Annotated in this window: 19 protein-coding genes and 1 pseudogene; 2 read left to right on the top strand and 18 right to left on the bottom strand. The window is 61.8% G+C overall.

Annotation, left to right across the window (positions count from 1 at the left end; all coding sequences use genetic code 11):
• Positions 1–10 precede the first annotated feature (10 nt).
• Entirely contained in the window at positions 11–3,253 is a 3,243-nt protein-coding gene (locus tag ATN84_RS04245; RefSeq protein ID WP_068880241.1) for an error-prone DNA polymerase, read from the top strand.
• Positions 3,254–3,534: 281 nt separating this feature from the next.
• Here ATN84_RS04245 and trhA read toward each other — a convergent pair whose 3' ends face one another.
• The 14 genes and pseudogenes from trhA to ureC form a co-directional block, all read right to left on the bottom strand.
• On the bottom strand, positions 3,535–4,191 hold the full coding sequence (gene trhA / locus ATN84_RS04240; protein ID WP_068880240.1) for a PAQR family membrane homeostasis protein TrhA: 657 nt from the start codon (positions 4,189–4,191) through the stop codon (positions 3,535–3,537).
• A gap of 91 nt (positions 4,192–4,282) precedes the next feature.
• Positions 4,283–5,179, bottom strand: coding sequence for a DMT family transporter (locus ATN84_RS04235; RefSeq protein WP_068880239.1), 897 nt, complete (start codon positions 5,177–5,179; stop codon positions 4,283–4,285).
• Positions 5,180–5,222: 43 nt separating this feature from the next.
• Positions 5,223–5,672 (bottom strand): annotated as a pseudogene (locus ATN84_RS27675) (transglycosylase SLT domain-containing protein); the annotation flags it as partial.
• A 195-nt stretch (positions 5,673–5,867) separates the two neighbouring features.
• On the bottom strand, positions 5,868–6,056 hold the full coding sequence (locus ATN84_RS04225) for a hypothetical protein (RefSeq protein WP_068880238.1): 189 nt from the start codon (positions 6,054–6,056) through the stop codon (positions 5,868–5,870).
• Positions 6,057–6,442: 386 nt separating this feature from the next.
• Entirely contained in the window at positions 6,443–6,664 is a 222-nt protein-coding gene (locus ATN84_RS04215; RefSeq protein WP_068880236.1) for a hypothetical protein, read from the bottom strand.
• Between the two features lies 1 nt (position 6,665).
• The gene (locus ATN84_RS04210; RefSeq protein WP_068880235.1) at positions 6,666–6,857 is read right to left on the bottom strand and encodes a ribbon-helix-helix domain-containing protein; all 192 of its coding nucleotides are present in this window, start codon (positions 6,855–6,857) and stop codon (positions 6,666–6,668) included.
• Positions 6,858–6,991: 134 nt separating this feature from the next.
• Complete coding sequence (gene ureG / locus ATN84_RS04205; protein WP_068880234.1) at positions 6,992–7,615, bottom strand: urease accessory protein UreG; 624 nt, start codon at positions 7,613–7,615, stop codon at positions 6,992–6,994.
• Positions 7,612–8,286, bottom strand: a complete 675-nt coding sequence (locus ATN84_RS04200) for an urease accessory protein UreF (RefSeq protein ID WP_068880233.1) — start codon at positions 8,284–8,286, stop codon at positions 7,612–7,614. The genes ureG and ATN84_RS04200 overlap by 4 nt, the downstream gene beginning before the upstream one ends.
• Positions 8,279–8,794, bottom strand: coding sequence for an urease accessory protein UreE (locus ATN84_RS04195; RefSeq protein WP_068880232.1), 516 nt, complete (start codon positions 8,792–8,794; stop codon positions 8,279–8,281). The genes ATN84_RS04200 and ATN84_RS04195 overlap by 8 nt, the downstream gene beginning before the upstream one ends.
• A gap of 121 nt (positions 8,795–8,915) precedes the next feature.
• Positions 8,916–9,458, bottom strand: coding sequence for a peroxiredoxin (locus tag ATN84_RS04190; protein ID WP_068880231.1), 543 nt, complete (start codon positions 9,456–9,458; stop codon positions 8,916–8,918).
• 186 nt (positions 9,459–9,644) lie between these two features.
• Complete coding sequence (locus tag ATN84_RS04185) at positions 9,645–10,253, bottom strand: LysE family translocator (protein ID WP_068880874.1); 609 nt, start codon at positions 10,251–10,253, stop codon at positions 9,645–9,647.
• A gap of 35 nt (positions 10,254–10,288) precedes the next feature.
• Entirely contained in the window at positions 10,289–10,597 is a 309-nt protein-coding gene (locus ATN84_RS04180) for a type II toxin-antitoxin system RelE/ParE family toxin (protein ID WP_068880230.1), read from the bottom strand.
• A complete protein-coding gene (locus ATN84_RS04175) occupies positions 10,587–10,850 on the bottom strand; it encodes a type II toxin-antitoxin system ParD family antitoxin (protein ID WP_068880229.1) in 264 nt (87 codons plus the stop codon). The genes ATN84_RS04180 and ATN84_RS04175 overlap by 11 nt, the downstream gene beginning before the upstream one ends.
• A 63-nt stretch (positions 10,851–10,913) precedes the next feature.
• On the bottom strand, positions 10,914–12,629 hold the full coding sequence (gene ureC, locus ATN84_RS04170; protein WP_068880228.1) for an urease subunit alpha: 1,716 nt from the start codon (positions 12,627–12,629) through the stop codon (positions 10,914–10,916).
• A 212-nt stretch (positions 12,630–12,841) separates the two neighbouring features.
• On the opposite strand from ureC, the gene ATN84_RS04165 reads away from it, so the two are divergent.
• Complete coding sequence (locus tag ATN84_RS04165; RefSeq protein ID WP_244490971.1) at positions 12,842–13,237, top strand: hypothetical protein; 396 nt, start codon at positions 12,842–12,844, stop codon at positions 13,235–13,237.
• Between the two features lie 284 nt (positions 13,238–13,521).
• Here the strand turns inward: ATN84_RS04165 and ATN84_RS04160 are convergent, their stop codons facing one another.
• Genes ATN84_RS04160 through ATN84_RS04145 form a run of 4 tightly spaced genes read right to left on the bottom strand, consistent with a single transcriptional unit; the run spans position 13,522 to position 15,617 of the window.
• Positions 13,522–13,827, bottom strand: coding sequence for an urease subunit beta (locus ATN84_RS04160; RefSeq protein WP_068880226.1), 306 nt, complete (start codon positions 13,825–13,827; stop codon positions 13,522–13,524).
• 19 nt (positions 13,828–13,846) lie between these two features.
• Positions 13,847–14,437 carry a HupE/UreJ family protein gene (locus ATN84_RS04155; protein ID WP_068880225.1) on the bottom strand — a complete coding sequence of 197 codons (591 nt, stop codon included), beginning with the start codon at positions 14,435–14,437 and terminating at the stop codon, positions 13,847–13,849.
• Positions 14,438–14,478: 41 nt separating this feature from the next.
• Positions 14,479–14,781 (bottom strand): urease subunit gamma, encoded by a 303-nt coding sequence (locus tag ATN84_RS04150; protein WP_068880224.1) that lies wholly within the window; start codon positions 14,779–14,781, stop codon positions 14,479–14,481.
• Between the two features lie 14 nt (positions 14,782–14,795).
• Complete coding sequence (locus ATN84_RS04145) at positions 14,796–15,617, bottom strand: urease accessory protein UreD (RefSeq protein ID WP_425287365.1); 822 nt, start codon at positions 15,615–15,617, stop codon at positions 14,796–14,798.
• Positions 15,618–15,676: the final 59 nt, after the last annotated feature.

Genomic DNA, 15,676 nt, shown 5'->3' with positions numbered 1-15,676 from the left:
GCGGCTGGCCATGGATTATTCCGAGCTTGCCGTTACCACCAATTTCTCCTTCCTGCGTGGGGCGTCCCATCCGCATGAGCTGGTGAAGCGGGCGGTGGAATTGGGCCTCTCCGGCATCGGCATCGCCGACCGCAACACGGTTGCCGGCGTCGTCCGCGCCTACAGCGCACAAAAGGATCTGAAGGAGAAGGGCTTCCCGATCCGGCTTTTCATCGGCTGCCGCCTGGTTTCCATTGACAATACGCCGGATCTCCTCGTCTACCCCCGCGACAGGGCCGATTATGGCCAGCTTTGCCGCCTTTTGAGCGATGGCAAGGAACGGGCGGGCGTAAAAGGCGAGTGCCATCTGCGCTGGAAGGATTTCCTGTTCCGGGCAAAGGCCTTCCAGATCGCCGTCCTGGCGCCCGACGAGCCGGATGCAAGCTTTCCTGTTTTCCTGCGGGAAATAAGCCTTGCCGCGCCCGGTTCGGTCTGGCTCGCTTTGTCCATGCCGCGCCAGGGCGCCGACGCGCGGCGGGCGGAAACATTGGCTGGATACGCGCGCGATGCCGGCCTGCCGCTCCTGGCGGTCAATGATGTCCTCTACCACGCGCCGGAGCGCCGCCCGCTGCAGGATGTCCTCACCTGCATCCGTGAGCATGTGACGATCGATGCGGCAGGGCGGAAGCTGGAGAAGAACGCCGAGCGGCATATGAAACCACCGGCCGAGATGGCGCGCCTGTTCCGCGCCTTCCCCGAGGCGATCGCCGCTACTGAGGCCTTCACCGCTCCCATCACCTTTTCGCTAGGGGAGTTGAGCGAAGCCTATCCCGACGAGCCCGTGCCGCCGGGAAAGACCCCGCAGCAGCATCTGGAAGATCTCGCCTGGGAGGGGGCTGAAAAGCGTTATGGCGTGGGTGAAATCCCGCAAAAAGTCCGCGATCTCTTGGAAAAAGAGCTGCAACTGATCGGAAAATTGAAATATGCGCCCTATTTCCTGACCGTCCACGATATCGTTCAGTTTGCCAAGGACAATAATATTCTCTGCCAGGGCCGTGGCTCGGCGGCCAATTCCGCCGTTTGTTATTGTCTCGGCATTACGGCGGTCGATCCCGCCCAGAGCGACCTTCTCTTCGAGCGCTTCATCTCCGCCGAGCGCCGTGAGCCGCCCGATATCGACGTTGATTTCGAGCATCAGCGCCGCGAGGAGGTGATGCAGTATGTCTATGAGCGTTATGGTCGGACGCGCGCGGCCATCGTCGCCACCGTCATCAGCTATCGTTCGCGCAGCGCCATCCGTGATGTCGGCAAGGCCTTGGGCCTGACCGAGGATGTGACGGCCGCGCTCGCCGGCACGGTCTGGGGCATTTCCGGCAGCGGCCTGGAGACGCGCGAGGTGGGGCAGGCGGGCCTCGATCCGCAAAACCTAGTGATACGGCGCGCCGTCGCGCTTGCCTCGGAGCTGATCGGCTTTCCGCGCCATCTCTCGCAACATGTCGGCGGCTTCGTGCTGACGCAGGAGCGGCTGGACCAGACCGTGCCGATCGGCCCTGCGGCGATGAAGGATCGCAGTTTCATCGAATGGGACAAGGACGATATCGATGCCGTCAAGCTCATGAAGGTGGATGTCCTGGCGCTCGGCATGCTCACCTGCATCCGCAAGGCCTTCGACCTGATCCATCTCCATGGCGGCCCGCGGCTGGAGCTTGCGACGGTGCCGAAAGAGGATCCAGCCGTCTACGACATGCTGTGCAAGGCCGATTCGATCGGCGTTTTCCAGGTGGAGAGCCGGGCGCAGATGAGCATGCTGCCGCGCTTGAGGCCCAGGGCGTTCTACGATCTGGTGATCGAGGTGGCGATTGTTCGCCCCGGTCCCATTCAGGGCGATATGGTCCATCCCTATCTGCGCCGCCGCAATGACGAGGAGGATGTAGACTATCCCGCGCCTGCTCCCGAGCATGGCAGTCCGGACGAGTTGCGCAACATCCTCGTAAGGACGCTTGGCGTGCCGCTGTTTCAGGAGCAGGCGATGCGCATCGCCATCGACGCGGCAAGGTTCACGCCCGAGGAGGCCAATCAGCTGCGCCGTGCCATGGCGACCTTCCGGCACATGGGCACCATCCATGAAATGCAGGAAAAAATGGTCGGGAAGATGATCGCCCGCGGCTACGATCCGACCTTCGCCGAAAACTGCTTCAACCAGATCAAGGGTTTCGGCGAATATGGCTTTCCCGAAAGCCATGCGGCAAGCTTTGCCTCGCTCGTTTATGTCTCGGCCTGGATCAAATGCCATCATCCGGCGGTCTTCGCCGCCGCCCTTTTGAATTCCCAGCCCATGGGCTTCTATGCGCCGGCCCAGATCGTGCGCGATGCGCGCGAGCATGGGGTTGAGGTCCGCCTGGCCGATATCAATCACAGCTTCTGGGACAACACGCTCGAACGCGCCGAGGATGGCAGTCTCGCCCTGCGCCTCGGTTGTCGCCAGATCGACGGCTTTTCGGAAAAATGGGCGGAAAAATTATGCGAAAGGCGCGGCGATGCGCCTTACCCAAGCATTGAGGAGCTGCATCGCCGCACCCATCTCGAACGGCGCGCCTTCATGGCGCTTGCCGATGCCGATGCGTTCGGCTCGCTCGAGATAGACCGTCGGCAGGCGCTCTGGGCCGTGCGCCGCCTGCCGAATGACGAGACGATGCCGCTTTTCGAGGCGGCGCAGGCGGCGGAACTGGCGGCCGAGGCGGCAGTCCGGCTGCCGGCGATGAAAATGCCGGAACACGTCATCGTCGATTACGAGACGACGCGCCTGTCCTTGAAAGGCCATCCCCTTCAATTCCTGCGCGAGGGTCTGGCGGGCGAGGGGGCCATTACCTGCCGCCAGGCTCGGGAGGCGAGAAATGGTGAGAGGGTAAAGATCGCCGGCGTCGTCACCATCCGGCAGCGGCCGGGCAGCGCCAAGGGCGTCGTCTTCGTCACCATCGAGGATGAGACCGGCATCGCCAATATCGTCGTCTGGGCGAAGCTGATGAAGGCCCAGCGTAAGGAGGTCATGGGCTCCCGCCTGCTCATGGTCGAGGGTCAGGTGCAGCGTAGCAAGGAGGATGTGGTGCATATCGTGGCGAGACGGCTTTTCGACCGCTCCGGTGAACTCACCGCCCTCTCCGACCGGTCGCACCCGGAGCCGCCGCATGCCGGCTCTCTCCAGTCGGTGACAAAATCCCTCGCCCGGCATCCGCGCAATGTGCGCATCCTGCCGAAGTCGCGCGATTTTCATTAGAGTGGTTCACTTTTAGGTGGAACAACGGGACATCCATATTCCCATGGTGCGGCAGCGGCACCGTCGAGAAATGGATCCCAGTGACAAGCACTGGGATGACGAGGTGGGGATGACTTCGCCCTGTCGGCAACCGTTGATAGGCGGGGACATTGAACAGTGGCTGCCGACAGCCAGACTGCCGTCATCCCAGTGCTTGTCACTGGGATCCATTCCTCACCCTATCCACCCCAATAATGATTCAGAATAGCGCTCGCCAACGATTTCACCAAAGCCGGAACCCCTCAATGCGTCGAAATCGAATAGAACACCGCCCCGTAATGAAGCGTCGCGCCGGCGAGGACGAAGCCGTGCCAGATCGCGTTCTGGAACCGCAGGCGTTCCCAGACATGGAAGATCACGCCAAGCGAATAGACGATGCCGCCCGCCGCGATCAGCCAGATGGTAGTCGGCGACAGCGCTTCGACCATCGCGTCATAGACGAGGACGCCGCTCCATCCGAGCGCTAGGTAGAGAAGGATCGACAGGCGATCGAAGCGCCCCGGCAGGAACAGCTTCAGGGAAATGCCGATGATGGCGATCGTCCAGATCGCCGCCAGCAGTGGCCATGATTGCGCGCCCATCTTGATCGTGAACGGGGTGTAGGTGCCAGCGATCAGGAGATAGATCATCGAATGGTCGAAACGGCGCAGAAACCACTTCGTCGGCGTGACCGGCCAGATATTGTAGACGGCCGATACGCTGAGCGCCGCAACGAGGCTCAAGACATAGATGATTGTCGTCACCGACAGGGACGGCGGTTCGGCATTGAGCGAAAAGACGATCATGGCGATTGCGCCGATCACGGCCAAGACCACGCCGACGACGTGGATGACGCCATCAGCCCATAATTCGGCGATATCGTAATTCCAGCGGAACTGACGCGGCACCCCGTCGATCATCGCAACCCCTATCTTTCCAACGCCAGTTTCATCCTATCAGCAAAGGATGAACCAGAAATTTGTCAATTGGATGTAGGCGGCCGTGAGGATTTTAACGATTGGTTGCGTTGTCGAGGGCAGGGCGGATGCGCGCCGTTCCCGCGCTTTTCAGGTTGAGCATGTTGCCGGCGAGGATGAGCGCGGCGCCGAGCACGGTGATCGTATCGACCCGTTCGGAATAGACGAGCCATCCCGCAAGCGCGCTGAGCGGCACGCGCAGGAAATCCATCGGTACAACGACGGTGGCATCGGCATGGAGCATCGCCCGCGCCATGCAATAATGCGAGAAGGTGCCGCCAAAGGCGATGACGAAGAGCCATGGCCAGGTTTGAAGCGATGGCCATTGCCAGACGGGAATGGCCGGAATGAGCCCGATCAGTGACTGGATGATCAGCATCCAGAAGATGATCTTGACGACGCTTTCCGTCCGGGTGAGCGATTTGACCATCACCACGGAGATGGCGAAGCCGACGGCGGAGGCAAGCGCATAGAGCTGGCCGGGATTGATCGCGCCGGCGCCTGGCCGCACGATGATGGCGACGCCGATGAGGCCGAGAATGATGGAAACGTTCTTCCAGATGTTCATCCGCTCGCCGAGAAAGAGAACGGCGAGGATTGCCGTCCAGATAGGCATGGTGAATTCGATGGCGATGAGCTGCGCCAGCGGGATCAGCGTCAGCGCATAGAGCCAGAGATATTGCCCAGTGTAATGCACCACATTGCGGCTGATATGGCCGAGCGGCCGCGCCGTCTTCATGGCCGCCAGCCCGCCGCTGGCATGGACCAGCGGATAAAGCATGAAGAAGCCGATGACAGAGCGCATCAGCATGACCTGGAAGACATCGAGCTCCCGCGTGGTCTCCCGTCCGGCAATCGCCGTGACCAGCATCAGGGAAAGCCACCCCGCCATCCACAGGGCGGCCTTGAGAATCGAGGGCTGCGTCTTCATGGTGCCTTATCTGCCAAAGCGGCAGCGGCCCGACAAATGATTTTCATTGATCGGTGGCAGGCGGTACGCTGATATTTTGCTGCCGATCCGGTGCGTCCACCGGCAGCGGAATGGCGGCGGGAGCCGGTTCGGCGGTGAAGGCCTGGGCCTTCAGCCCGGTTTCCTCCAGCAGCCCCTTGCGCTTGGCGTCGTAATAATAGCCGCGCGAATAAAGCCGCACGGCCTGCGTCTCGTTACCGCCGGCCACGAGATAGGCGCCGGCCAGATATTTCACGCCGTACTTAAGGTTGGTTTCGGCATCGAGCAGCCCGCGCGCCGGGTCGGAATAGCCCATGGTCCGCGCCGTATCGTGCCTGATCTGCATCAGTCCCCAATGGGCGCCGTTGCGCGCCGCCGGGTTGAACCTGCTCTCGCGCGCCACGACGCGCCGGACCAGCGCTTCCGGCACCTTGTAGGCCGCAGCATATTTGGCGATTAAGCCGTCGACGCCACTCCTGGCTTCGGATGCTGAAATGTCGGCCTTCTGTTCCCCGGATGCTGCCGAGCCGGCTTTCGGGGGCTCGTTTTTCGTTGTCGTGCAGGCGGAGAGGACAAGCGAGCAGGTGGCGAGCACTGCCAGAAAATTGCGCAGGGAAGACAAGAAAGCCTCCTTACGCCAAAAGCGGGATAAAACGCCGATACGGTCGCATCAGGAATCAAAATCGGCTTCGAGCTGCTTTTCGAGCGCCGCCAGATCGTCCGGCAACGGCATGCCGTAGGCTTTCAACTCGTTCAGCTTTTCGCGCAGGGTTTCGCGAATCTCATGCGCGTCCTGGGGCTGGTTCGCCATTTCCCGGAACAGAAGCGCGATCTCCGCCTTGATTTCTTCGAATGCCATGGAGCGTTCCTCTTATTCCAGATTGTCCTAGCATGTTTGATGATTGGGGCGAAAGCCAGGAATTTTGTGATGCTAGAGCTGTTCTTGTTTTGATGGAAACACCAGGCGCGCTCGCATCTCAGGATGAGGGCTGCTGCGACGTTGCAACCCCTTCACCCTCCTGGTGAGATGCGACCCTGAGCTGTTCCAGAGTCTGTCGGAACTCAACTGAAACAGATAGGAGAAAGCGCGCAATCCCGTCGTCATTCTCGGGCTTGTCCCGAGAAGCTGCCATAAGGAAAAGATAAGTGATTACCATCCTGACAGATTAGGGCTGCGGTAGATTCTCGGGACAAGCCCGAGAATGACGGCCAGAGGGACGCTGTTTCAAGCCAGTTCTGACAACTCTAAAGCAACCGGGGCAGGATGATGCTGATCTGTTCCAGATTGGTTGCGGTGAATGTCAGCGGATCGATGCTAAGCCCGCCCGCCGCGTCGAGGAGGGAGATGGTCATCCACACCAGGAGCGCAAGCAGAAAGAACGCCAGCGCCAGCAGGATGGCGAGGCGCTTGCCGAGCGAGGATGCCGGCAGAAGCTCCGGCGGCCTGTTGTTCGTGTCGCCTGCCATGTCAGTCGTCGTTGGTGGCGTTGAGCTCTTCGGGCGGCATGCCTTCTTCCGGCTCGGCCGGGAGATAGCCATGCTTCACCAGCCAGTCGCGCAGGATCATGGCAATGGCCTCGGTCTTGTTGATGGTCCCGTGTTTCTTGGCAATGAAGCGCTCGAGTGCGTCCTGCAGATCTTCGGGAAGATAGGTACTCATATCAGGCTTTTCCTCCAGAAATGCCCTTCAGGAATCACGGGTACAATTGTCTGTCACGATGAATTGTTCCACAAAATACCGCATCCCGGCAATCGGGCGACAGCAATTGTATCGAAGTACAATTTCCGCTTGCTTTACGCTGCCGCGTCGAGCCCGCCGGCCGCCTCGATGAAGGCCACGACCTCGTCGAGCCCGTCACGCCGCAGCATGTCGGTGAAGACATAGGGTTTGCCGCCGCGCTGGTCCTTCGTGTCGTCTTCCATCACGTCGAGATTCGCGCCGACATGCGGCGCCAGATCCTTCTTGTTGATGATGAGAAGATCGGAGCGGGTTATGCCGGGGCCGCCCTTGCGCGGGATCTTCTCGCCCTGGCAGACGGAAATGACGTAGATCGTCAGGTCGGCGAGATCGGGCGAGAAGGTAGCCGCCAGATTGTCGCCGCCCGATTCGATGAAGACGATATCGAGGTCGGGATGGCGCTTGCTCATCTCGGCGATGGCCTGGAGATTGATCGTCGCGTCCTCACGGATCGCCGTATGCGGACAGCCGCCGGTCTCCACGCCGAGAATCCTGTCCTCGGGCAGCGCCTGCAGCCGGTTGAGGATCAGCGCGTCCTCCTTGGTGTAGATGTCGTTGGTCACGACGGCGACGGAATAGCGCTCGCGCATCGCCTTGCACAGCATTTCGGTGACCGTCGTCTTGCCCGAGCCGACGGGGCCGCCGATGCCGACGCGCAGAGGACCGTTGGATGATTTCATGAGCGGAAAACCCTCGAATATTGCGTCTCGTGTTGCATGGCCATGATATCGGACAGGATCGCGGCGGAACCGAGATCGTCGAGTGTCGAATGGGCAGCGCGTGTGGCCAGGCCGATGATCGCGTCTTCCAGCGCCGCGAGCACCGCCACGCCGTCGCTCTGGCCAAGCGGCACCAGCCTGACGGCACCCTGGATGAGGTTGGAAGTGAAAGCGTGCAGATAGGCGGCGAGCGCAGCCTCGACCCCGACGCCATGGGCGGCGGCAACCGCGCCGACGGCGACGGGGTAGGGCACATTGCTGCCAAGCCGTTGCAGGACCTCATGCGGCCATGCCGCCGCGGCTTTCGCGAAAGCGCTGCCCTGCAGCATGGTTTCCATGTGCCGCTCGCGCGATCCGGCGAGCGCTTCGGCAAGTTCGGTAACCTCGGTCAAAGCGCCGCCATCGGCCTGCGCCTGCCGGAAGCTTTCGGCGAAGAGCACCGCATCGTTCCAGCCCGAACCATGGCTGAGAAGGTCCGTCAGCCATTCGGCCAGCGTTTGCCGGTCGCGGATCAGCCCGTCATTGATCGCCCGCTCCAGCCCGTGACTGTAGGAGAACGCCCCGACCGGGAAGGCCGGCGACAGCCATGTCAGAAGGCGGATCAGTGCCTGGCTCGCCATGGCCTCAGTCATGGTGGTGATGATGCTCCCCGGAATGGGCGTGGTCATGATGATGGTCATGCCGGTGATGGTGGCCATGATCGTGCGAATGGCCGTGATAGGCGCCGCGTAGGGGGTGGAACGGTTCGGAGATTTCCTTGACCGTCGCGCCGAGCCCTTCCAGCATCGCCTTGATCACATGATCGCGCAGGATGACGATGCGCGTCTCCTCGATCTGCGCCGGCAGATGCCGGTTGCCGAGATGCCAGGCAAGTTCGGTCAGGTGCAGCCGGTCGCGAGGGATGATCTCATAGAGCTTTTCTTCCGCCGCGATGATCCCGACCAGCCGTCCATCCTCCAACACCAGCACGTCGCCATGGCGAAATGCAATGGGCTCGGGAAAATCGACGAACACGCGGTCGCCATGCGCCAGTGTCAGCACCTTGCGGCGCAGGTGCCGCTCGTCATGAGCGAGCGTGATCGTGTCGAAGGGCTTGCCCTGATAGTGGCCGGCATGCTCGTGGGAAATGGCGCGGATCATGTTGGTTCCCCTTGGACGCATCGTCCTTCATCATCAGGAGGAAATCAATCGCCGGTGCATCACCCGCGAAGATATGCCCGGCCGCGCGGACGCGGCCGGAAGAGGCGTTGCCGGGTCAGGCTCAGGCGGCGACCGCCTCGCCTGCCTTCAGGTTCTCGAGGATGTTCTGCGGCGAGGAGACGCCGTAGGGGTCGCTGTCGCAATTGTCGGAGAAGCCTTCCTCCTCGAACCACTGTTCCACGACGCCGTCATTGATGACGGCGGCATAACGCCAGGAGCGCATGCCGAAGCCGAGATTGTCCTTGGCGACGAGCATGCCCATCTTGCGGGTGAACTCGCCGGAGCCATCCGGGATGAGCTTGACGTTCTTCAGGCCCTGGGCTTTGCCCCAGGCATTCATGACAAAAGCGTCGTTGACGGAGATGCAGTAGATCTCATTGATGCCTTCCGCCTGGAATTCCTCATAAAGCTTCTCGAAATCGGGAAGCTGATAGGTTGAGCAGGTCGGCGTAAAGGCGCCGGGAAGGGAGAAGAGGACGACGCGTTTGCCCTTGAAATAGTCGTCGGAGGTCTTGTCTTCCCAGCGGAACGGGTTCGGCCCCTCGATGGATTCGTCGCGGACACGCGTGCGGAACGTGACCGACGGAACTTTCTTCCGGATCATTCTTCTCTCCTGTTTTGGGTTTCCGCAGCCCGCGCCTTTTGGGAGGGAAGGGGGCCACGGATGAGACATTGTGCAGCGCGAAAATAGCGATTGCACCGGTTCTGTCCAGCGCTGGATGCGCGACCTCGGGACGCGGTCCACAATTGTGATCGCGATCTCTGTGGATGTGCTCCGGTTAAGAGCAGTTCAGCGGCTGGAAAGCGCCATCGAGCAGCCCGAGGCGATCAGGACGCCACCAATGAGACGGTTCAAGTGAACGAAAATGCGTTCCGATTTCAGCGCCTTGCGCAGAAGTACGCCGGCGATCACGTAGAGCAGCACCGCCCCCACTTCAAGCACCAGGAAAACGACACCCATCGCCGCGAGCTGGCTCCAGGCCGGCGCCGAGGCGTCGATGAACTGCGGGAAGAAGGCGGTGAAAACCGCGATCGCCTTCGGATTGCTGATGGCGAGCGTGAAGTCGCGCCGCATCAGCGCCTTCAGGCTCACATCGGCGGAGCGCATCGCGGCCAGTTCCCGCGCCTTCCGCCAGAACTGGATGCCGACGTAGACGAGATAGATAGCGCCGGCGAATTTGATGATCATGAAGGCCGTCGCCGATGCCGCCAGCACCGCGCCGAGCCCCACGATCGTGATGAGGATCAGGAATGCGAATGCAGGCATCCTGCCCAGCCCGCCGAGCATGGCGGGACCGGCACCCAGCCGCGCGGCATTGGAAAAGGCCAGCATGTTGTTCGGGCCCGGCGAGCAATTGAGCGCGAAGCAGGCTGGAATGAATATCGACCAGGCGATCATGACCGACTCCTTTGTGCCATTATCGCTGCTCAATATCAGATTTCTGAATCCGATCCATCGAAAAGCGCATCGAGATTTATCGAGCCGCGTACGACCCGCAGGACAACAATTCTGATTTTGAAGAAGCGGTAGAGAATAACGTATTTTCCGTAAACACGGCGTCGAATTTCGGCGCCATCGGAGGAATGAATTACCTGGAATCGCTCTGGAAACCTAGCGAGTTCCAGGCACGCCGTTTCCAGCTCTTCATAGAAGCTCATCGCTCTCGCCGGATTATCCGCGGCGATGAACAAAGCAATATCGCGAAGATCGCTCTCGGCTTTCGCCGCAAGCTCAACCCGCACGCTTAGCCCCCATGGCCTTCAACTCGGCGCGCAATTCCGAGAAAACCTCTTCGGCCGGCCGCGTTCGTCCCGCCTCCACGTCCTCCAGCGCTTCCTTGATCAAGGCATCGAGAGCTCGAGCCTTCATCTCCCGCTCCTGCACCAGCCGGATGCCTTCGCGCAGCACTTCCGAACGGGAGCGGTAGCGGCCGGATTTGACGAGCTCTTCGACATAGTCCTCGAGCGGCTTTCCGAGATCGGCGCTGATCGCCATGGCTGAACTCCTTTCAGACGAGCGGTTTTAATAATAGTTATTAAATCCGATCGAGGAAAGCCTTCAGAACAGAAAGTACCTCTGCGCCATGGGCAGAACCGTCGCTGGCTCGCAGGTAAGCAATTCGCCGTCGGCGCGCACCTCATAGGTCTCGGGATCGACCTCGATATGCGGCGTGGCGGAATTGTGCACCATCGACGCCTTGGAGATGCCGCCCCGCGTGTTTTCGACGGCGACCATTTCCTTCTCCACGCCGAGCTTTGCCCTGAGCCCCGCATCGAGCGATGCACGGCTGACGAATGTCACCGAGGACTGGCTGACATTCTTGCCATAGGCGCCGAACATATAGCGGTAATGCACCGGCTGCGGCGTCGGGATCGAGGCGTTCGGGTCGCCCATGGGCGCGGCGACGATGGAGCCGCCGAGCAGCACCATATCGGGCTTGACACCGAAGAAGGCCGGGTTCCACAGCACCAGATCGGCGCGCTTGCCCACCTCGACCGAGCCGATATGCGCGGAGATCCCATGGGCGATGGCCGGGTTGATCGTATATTTGGCGATATAGCGCTTGACGCGGAAATTGTCGTTGCCGCTGCCCTTGTCCTCGGGCAGGGCGCCGCGCTGGCGCTTCATCTTGTCGGCCGTCTGCCAGGTGCGGATCAGCACTTCGCCGACGCGGCCCATCGCCTGGCTGTCCGATGAGATGATCGAGAAGGCGCCGATATCGTGCAAGATGTCCTCCGCCGCGATCGTCTCCTTGCGGATGCGGCTTTCGGCGAAGGCGACGTCCTCCGGGATCGACGGCGACAGATGATGGCAGACCATCAGCATGTCGAGATGCTCGGCGATGGTGTTGCCCGTATAGGGCCGTGTCGGGTTGGTCGATGAGGGGATAACGTTCGGCAGGCCGCAAACCTTGATGATGTCAGGCGCATGGCCGCCGCCCGCACCCTCCGTGTGGAAGGCATGGATGGTGCGGCCCTTGAAGGCGGCGACCGTATCCTCGACGAACCCGCTTTCGTTCAGCGTGTCGGTATGGATCATCACCTGGATGTCATAGGCATCGGCCACGGAGAGGCAATTGTCGATCGCGGCGGGTGTGGTACCCCAATCCTCGTGCAGTTTCAGCGCGCAGGCGCCGCCCAGCACCATTTCCTCCAGCGCCTTCGGCAGCGAGGCATTGCCCTTGCCGGAAAGGCCGATATTCATCGGGATATTGTCGAAGGACTGGATCATGCGGCCCATATGCCAGGGGCCGGGGGTGCAGGTGGTGGCCAGCGTGCCGTGCGCCGGGCCGGTCCCGCCGCCGAGCATGGTGGTGACGCCCGACATCAGCGCCTCCTCGATCTGTTGCGGGCAGATGAAGTGGATATGCGCGTCGAAGCCGCCTGCGGTGAGGATCTTGCCCTCGCCGGCGATGGCTTCGGTGCCGGGGCCGACGATGATGGTGACGCCGGGCTGCGTATCCGGGTTGCCGGCCTTGCCGATCGCGGCGATGCGACCATCCTTCAGGCCGATATCGGCCTTGTAGATGCCGGATACGTCGACGACGAGCGCATTGGTGATGACTGTGTCGACCGCGCCGTCGGCACGCGCCGCCTGGCTCTGGCCCATGCCGTCGCGGATCACCTTGCCGCCGCCGAACTTCACCTCCTCGCCATAGATGGTGAAGTCCTTTTCCACTTCGATGAAGAGCTCGGTATCGGCAAGCCGCACCTTGTCGCCCGTGGTGGGGCCGAACATCTGGGCATAGGCTGATCGGGAAATCCTGGCGGGCATCAATGCCTCCCTGCGTATTGGAACGGACGGACCGCTGACTGCGCCAACCTTTTTTCCGCCATGGTATGGTCACGAAAAAACCCGAGGGGTGACCGCTTCAGAGCGAATTCGTCGTGTGGGCTGTGCCGGTCACGGGATGATTGTCGGCCGCTGTGATTCATGGGGCGGGCGGCCGAGCGAAATATCAACGAAAAGGACAAAGCATGCGCAGAATGACGATCAAAATGACTGCCCTTGCGGCAATCGCCGCGCTGCCTCTTGGCGTCGCAGCTCATGCGCAAGCCCAGCAGACGCCTTCCGCCCAGGCGCCGGCCGCACAAACCCCCGCTGCTCCCGGCCAGGGCGAGGCGCAGCAGCCGGGAAGCCCCGGTATCAAGCGCGTTGCCATCGTGGATATCAGCGAATTGCCCCAGGCTACGCAGGAACAGGTCAATGCGGCAGTCGCGCAGACGGGTGACGAGGACATCAAGGCCTTGCGCAGCTCCATCGACGCCACGCCGCAATTGACGGCCGCCCTGAAGGAAAAGGGCGTGACCTCGGCTCAGGTTATCGCCGCCAATGTCGACAATGACGGAACATTGACGCTGGTGACCAAGAAGGCGAGTTAACGCCTTCGCTATCGCATTTTGCTGGAAAGACCGCTGCTCACCGCCCCTCCTTGGGTGAGACGGCGGAAACTGCATTTGCCCCTCACCCTTACCCTCTCCCCGCATGCGGGGCGAGGGAGGCATCGACGTCGCCGTCTCGTTCTTCCCCCCGCGTGCGGGGGGTGAGGAGCGATCCGCGTAGCGGACAAAAAGCCAACGATTTGGCTTTTTGAGCGACGAACGCCCGGAGCCATAGCGGAGGGCCGCTAGATGCCGGCAGGCAGATGAGGGGCGCATATGTGATGTCACAGCCTGCCCATCACCTGCTGCCTAAAGCCATAGACGCTGCGCCCGCCTGAAAGCGGCACCAGCGTCACGTCGCGCTCCTGTCCCGGCTCGAACCGGACGGCTGTGCCCGCCGCGATGTCGAGGCGCATGCCGCGCGCCTTTTCGCGGTCGAAGACGAGGCCTTCATTGGTCTCGAAGAAATGATAATGCGATCCGACCTGTATGGGGCGGTCGCCGGTATTGGCGACCTTCAGCGTGATCGTCGGCGCACCGGCATTCAGCTCGATCTCGCCATTGGCGGTGATGATTTCGCCCGGGATCATGGCTTGCCTCCTCTCACTCTCAGCCCGCCATCGCCAGCCACAGGCCGGCCAGCGCTGTGGCTCCGCCCGCAAGACGCGCGACGATCCGGCCCGTGTCGCTGCCGAAGAGGCGCGGCAGCCCGAGCCCGATACCGATGCCGGCGGCATGCAGAATTATCGTCGCCAGCGCGAAGCCCAGACCGTAGGCAGCAGCGCCGGCCGATCCCATTTCGCCGCCATGGGCATACCCGTGGAAGAGCGCGAAGAAGCCGACCAGCGCCATCGCGGCTGATGTCGGCACTTTCAACGCGATTGCCGCAAGCAGTCCGATCGCCACGACCGAGGCCAGGATAGCGGGTTCGACGAAGGGGAGCGGCGCGCCGGCGAGCGCCAGCATGAAGCCGGCCATCATCGTTGTGACGAAGGCGGCGGGTACCAGCCAGAGCGCGCGGCCGCCCAGAAGCGCTGCCCAAAGACCGACGGCCACCATCGCCAGGATGTGATCTGCGCCGAAGAGCGGATGCGAGAAACCGGCCGCGAAGGAGCCATGCTCCGCCGGGTTGAGATGGGCGGAGGCCGGCGTCGCGGCAAGCACCAGAATTGCGGCGGAGAGAAGGGCGGATTTGCGCATCTTGTTCCCTTTTGTGATGGATTGATGGGTGGCTTGAAGGCCTAACGGATAGGCTCGTGCACCGTTACGAGCTTGGTGCCGTCCGGAAATGTCGCCTCGACCTGCACGTCATGGATCATCTCGGCGATGCCCTCCATGACCTGATCGCGGGTAATCACATGCGCGCCCGCTTCCATGAGTTCGGCGACGGGGCGTCCGTCGCGCGCGCCCTCGACCACGAAATCGGTGATCAGTGCGATCGCCTCGGGGTGGTTGAGCTTGACGCCGCGTTCGAGCCTCTTGCGGGCCACCATCGCCGCCATCGCAATCAGAAGCTTGTCTTTTTCGCGCGGCGTCAGATTCATGTGTCACCCTGTCTTTATGTTGACCATACTTTGGGCAGCTCTGCTTTTTTATTGAGCAGCCCGATCAGCGGTATCAGCCTCTTCCTGAGGGAATAGGCATCGTCATCGATGAGCCGAGCAAGAAGCTTGCCAGACCAGGCCGACACGCCCCCCTCCTTGCCGGTGATCGCACGCGCGTCATCGAGATGCCGCTCGCAATCCTCGGCGATAAGCAGCACGGTGGCGAGGACGCGCCTGCCGCCGAGAAGCGCCGGCCGCGCCAGCATCGCCCCGGCATCGGGCCCGATGGAGAAATTCTCCGCATGTTCGAGTTTGTCTCCACGCCGGATGCGCCAGCAATCACGGAACGTCGCGGTATCGATATCCTCGCCCATCGCCTTGCGGCCGAAGACCACGCTCTCGACGATCAGCGCCGTCGCCGTCGCGGCGAGATTGACGGTTAGCTGGCGGCTGAGCGCCGAGCGTTCGAAAAGGATCGTCTCTTGCGGCAGCCAGGCAACCGATCCGCCCTCCGCCACGTCGATGGTCGTCTCCACCGTTGCGGTGGAGCCTTCCTCGGCCTTGTAGATCTTCTCGCAGGCCTGGGTCGTCAGGCTCGCATGGCAATCCTCGCCGAGGCCGAAATGCCAGCGCATCCGGTCACCGCCGGTCAGCCCGCCCGCCGTGTTGATCATCACCGCTTCGAGATGGCCGCCGGGATTCTGCGGAAAGCGCAGCTTTGCCGAACCTTCCTGGAAGAGCGTGCCGATTCGCGTCCTGTCCTCGACCTTCTTCAGCGACAGCCGTCCCTCGCCGGAAGTCCGTTGCGGACGGGATTGATGGTATATTTCCGCCATGGGCATCGTGTCGCTTGAAAATCTCATCCCTTACGCAATAGCTGCAAAAGCGGATGCCC

The sequence above is a fragment of the Paramesorhizobium deserti genome, from assembly GCF_001558695.1.
GTDB classification, from domain to species: domain Bacteria; phylum Pseudomonadota; class Alphaproteobacteria; order Rhizobiales; family Rhizobiaceae; genus Paramesorhizobium; species Paramesorhizobium deserti.
Note: the sequence above shows the minus strand (reverse complement) of the source record. Positions and strands in the feature narration are given on the sequence as shown.

Coding starts and splice junctions, on each gene's coding strand:
- ATN84_RS04175 (WP_068880229.1), bottom strand. CDS start 10,850: ATGGCGATCAGCGCCGATCTCGGAAAGCCGCTCGAGGACTATGTCGAA.
- ATN84_RS04155 (WP_068880225.1), bottom strand. CDS start 14,437: ATGCGCAAATCCGCCCTTCTCTCCGCCGCAATTCTGGTGCTTGCCGCG.
- ATN84_RS04150 (WP_068880224.1), bottom strand. CDS start 14,781: ATGAATCTGACGCCGCGCGAAAAAGACAAGCTTCTGATTGCGATGGCG.
- ATN84_RS04190 (WP_068880231.1), bottom strand. CDS start 9,458: ATGATCCGGAAGAAAGTTCCGTCGGTCACGTTCCGCACGCGTGTCCGC.
- ureC (WP_068880228.1), bottom strand. CDS start 12,629: ATGCCCGCCAGGATTTCCCGATCAGCCTATGCCCAGATGTTCGGCCCC.
- ATN84_RS04145 (WP_425287365.1), bottom strand. CDS start 15,617: ATGGCGGAAATATACCATCAATCCCGTCCGCAACGGACTTCCGGCGAG.
- ATN84_RS04210 (WP_068880235.1), bottom strand. CDS start 6,857: ATGAGTACCTATCTTCCCGAAGATCTGCAGGACGCACTCGAGCGCTTC.
- ATN84_RS04225 (WP_068880238.1), bottom strand. CDS start 6,056: ATGGCATTCGAAGAAATCAAGGCGGAGATCGCGCTTCTGTTCCGGGAA.
- trhA (WP_068880240.1), bottom strand. CDS start 4,191: ATGATCGACGGGGTGCCGCGTCAGTTCCGCTGGAATTACGATATCGCC.
- ATN84_RS04245 (WP_068880241.1), top strand. CDS start 11: ATGGATTATTCCGAGCTTGCCGTTACCACCAATTTCTCCTTCCTGCGT.
- ATN84_RS04200 (WP_068880233.1), bottom strand. CDS start 8,286: ATGACTGAGGCCATGGCGAGCCAGGCACTGATCCGCCTTCTGACATGG.
- ureG (WP_068880234.1), bottom strand. CDS start 7,615: ATGAAATCATCCAACGGTCCTCTGCGCGTCGGCATCGGCGGCCCCGTC.
- ATN84_RS04235 (WP_068880239.1), bottom strand. CDS start 5,179: ATGAAGACGCAGCCCTCGATTCTCAAGGCCGCCCTGTGGATGGCGGGG.
- ATN84_RS04165 (WP_244490971.1), top strand. CDS start 12,842: ATGACGATCAAAATGACTGCCCTTGCGGCAATCGCCGCGCTGCCTCTT.
- ATN84_RS04185 (WP_068880874.1), bottom strand. CDS start 10,253: ATGATCGCCTGGTCGATATTCATTCCAGCCTGCTTCGCGCTCAATTGC.
- ATN84_RS04195 (WP_068880232.1), bottom strand. CDS start 8,794: ATGATCCGCGCCATTTCCCACGAGCATGCCGGCCACTATCAGGGCAAG.
- ATN84_RS04160 (WP_068880226.1), bottom strand. CDS start 13,827: ATGATCCCGGGCGAAATCATCACCGCCAATGGCGAGATCGAGCTGAAT.
- ATN84_RS04215 (WP_068880236.1), bottom strand. CDS start 6,664: ATGGCAGGCGACACGAACAACAGGCCGCCGGAGCTTCTGCCGGCATCC.